This is a genomic window from Trebonia sp., assembly GCF_049794275.1.
Lineage (GTDB): Bacteria > Actinomycetota > Actinomycetes > Streptosporangiales > Streptosporangiaceae > Trebonia.
In genome coordinates, this window is the sequence record NZ_JBARCR010000946.1 from 1 (window position 1) to 1,925 (window position 1,925).

The following is a 1,925-nucleotide window of genomic DNA, read 5'->3' on the forward strand; positions in this document are numbered from 1 at the left end:
GCCCGGCGCCGGCGGCGTCGATGTGGCCGGACACCAGTGCCGCGAGCGGCACCGGTGCGCCGAGCACCACCGTGGCGGGCTCGTCGTCGTACGCGTTCCAGCGGACCTCGCCGTCCGGGACGTCCGCCGCCAGGACCACGCGGCGCTGCGGCGCCCCCGGGTCGTCGGCCAGCAGCCGCAGCGACTGCCTGGCGGCTTCGAGCATCGCGACGTACTCGAGTTCCTCGTCGTCGCCGATCGCGTAGGCCTCGCGCAGCGCCGGGGTGACCGCGAACGCGCGGACCGGCGGCGGCCCGGCCTCACCTTTCGCGAGAAGGTCGGCCAGCGCTGGCAGCGTCGAGGGCAGGTAAACCCGCATGGGGCTTCATCGTAGCGACTTGGTCCGGTGGCCGCGGGTCTCCCACGGCGGCGGTCACCAGGGCGACGGCTTCGGTGACCGGCACGTGTTCCCACAGCCGGACCACTATCCAGCCCGCCTGCGCCAGGGCGGCGTCGGCCGCGCGGTCGCGCTCCACGTTCCTGGCCAGCTTGGGCGACCAGTACCACTCGTTGTTCTTCGGCTGGGAGCCGTGGTCGGGGCAGGCGTGCCAGAAGCAGCCGTCGACAAACACCGCCACCTTGCGCGCGGTGAACGCGATGTCCGGCCGCACGCGCCTGGCGGGCAGGTCGAGCCGGAAATCCTTGCGGTAGCGGTATCCGAGCGCGTGCAACGCGCTGCGCAGTGCCAGCTCAGGCTTGGTGTCGGCGCGGCGGTTCGCCTTCATGTTCGCCGAACGGCCCGGGCTTCCTGGCAGTGGGTACGGCTTCGCTGCCTTCTCCGCCACGCGCAAAGCCTAGCGATTGGCAAATAGCTCCGTCAGCCGCTGCTGGGTAAGCGCCGGCTCGGTGTGGTGCACGCCGGTCATTCCGCAGTCGATCGCGGCCTTGACGTTGGCCTCGACGTCGTCCACGAAGACGCAGTGCTCAGGCCCGAGGTCGAGCAGCGCGGCGGCGTGCCGGAAGATGCGCGGCTCTGGCTTGCGCATGCCGACCTCGCCGGAGATCACCACGGCGTCGAACAGTTCGGGAAAGTCATGCCGGGGATACCCGGTCGGTCCCCACGAGTTGGACAGCAGCGCGGTGCGCACGCCCTTGCTGCGCAGGTCGCGGAGCAGCTCGTACATGGCGGGAAGTGGCATGCCCGCGGACAGCATCCTGGTGAGCAGCCCCTCGGCGAGCACCGGTCCGCCGCTTGTCGTGACGAGGAGGCCGGCGAGCATCCGCTCGAAGTCCGCGACGGTGCACTCGCCGCGTTCCAGCGCGTGCACCGGGTTGACGGCGTGATCTCCGTCGGCCCCGTCGGCCTTATACGCCTCGGCCAGCCACGGGCCGACGACCGCCACGTAGCGGTCCCAGTCGATCTGGTCGGCGGCGATCCACGCCCGGACCGTGTTGACCATCGGCTGCGTGAGCACGCCGCCCCAGTCGATGACGACTGCACGTAGTTCGGCCACGTCCCGATCATAGGCGGACTGCCTGCGTGAACTGGCAGCCTTTTTAGCAGATCTCTATAATTTCGATTGATAATATCAACATAGCAGGACAGCGTGGGAAATGAGCAGATTCATCACGAGCGAATTCAACTCGACCGTCGCGGCGAGCGGCTGACGCGGGTTCGCCGCGGCTCGAATGTCGGTGGGCGCGTGTACAACTAGTAGCAATTAGTTGCCATCCCCCGCGCGCAGCTCCCGGGGGAGACCCATGCCCACATCGCAAGCCGTGGGGCCGGGCGTGTCCGCTGACCGGCCACTCTCGACTGACGACCTATCGGCGATCCGCCTGCTCGAATTGACCGACCTCGGCCCGCCGTTCGACGACGACCCGGCGGCGGGCAGAGCCGCCGCGGACGCGGCGGCCTCTCGGCAGGGCGCGCCAGGTCCCGGTAC

Annotated in this window: 4 protein-coding genes; 1 reads left to right on the top strand and 3 read right to left on the bottom strand. The window is 69.6% G+C overall.

The features are described 5' to 3' along the window. From WA805_RS24275 to WA805_RS24285, 3 genes are all read right to left on the bottom strand, one after another. The coding region (locus WA805_RS24275; RefSeq protein ID WP_425243485.1) for a DUF6912 family protein at nucleotides 1-358 on the bottom strand (358 nt) is incomplete at its 3' end. Beyond that, nucleotides 300-824: a very short patch repair endonuclease gene (locus WA805_RS24280; RefSeq protein WP_422274516.1), complete on the bottom strand. Its 525-nt coding sequence runs from the start codon at nucleotides 822-824 to the stop codon at nucleotides 300-302. The genes WA805_RS24280 and WA805_RS24275, both read right to left, overlap by 59 nt. 9 nt (nucleotides 825-833) lie before the next feature. Continuing rightward, nucleotides 834-1,493 (bottom strand): HAD family hydrolase, encoded by a 660-nt coding sequence (locus WA805_RS24285; RefSeq protein ID WP_422274518.1) that lies wholly within the window; start codon nucleotides 1,491-1,493, stop codon nucleotides 834-836. Between the two features lie 247 nt (nucleotides 1,494-1,740). On the opposite strand from WA805_RS24285, the gene WA805_RS24290 reads away from it, so the two are divergent. Continuing rightward, on the top strand, nucleotides 1,741-1,925 hold a 185-nt coding region (locus tag WA805_RS24290; RefSeq protein ID WP_425243486.1), incomplete at its 3' end, for a hypothetical protein.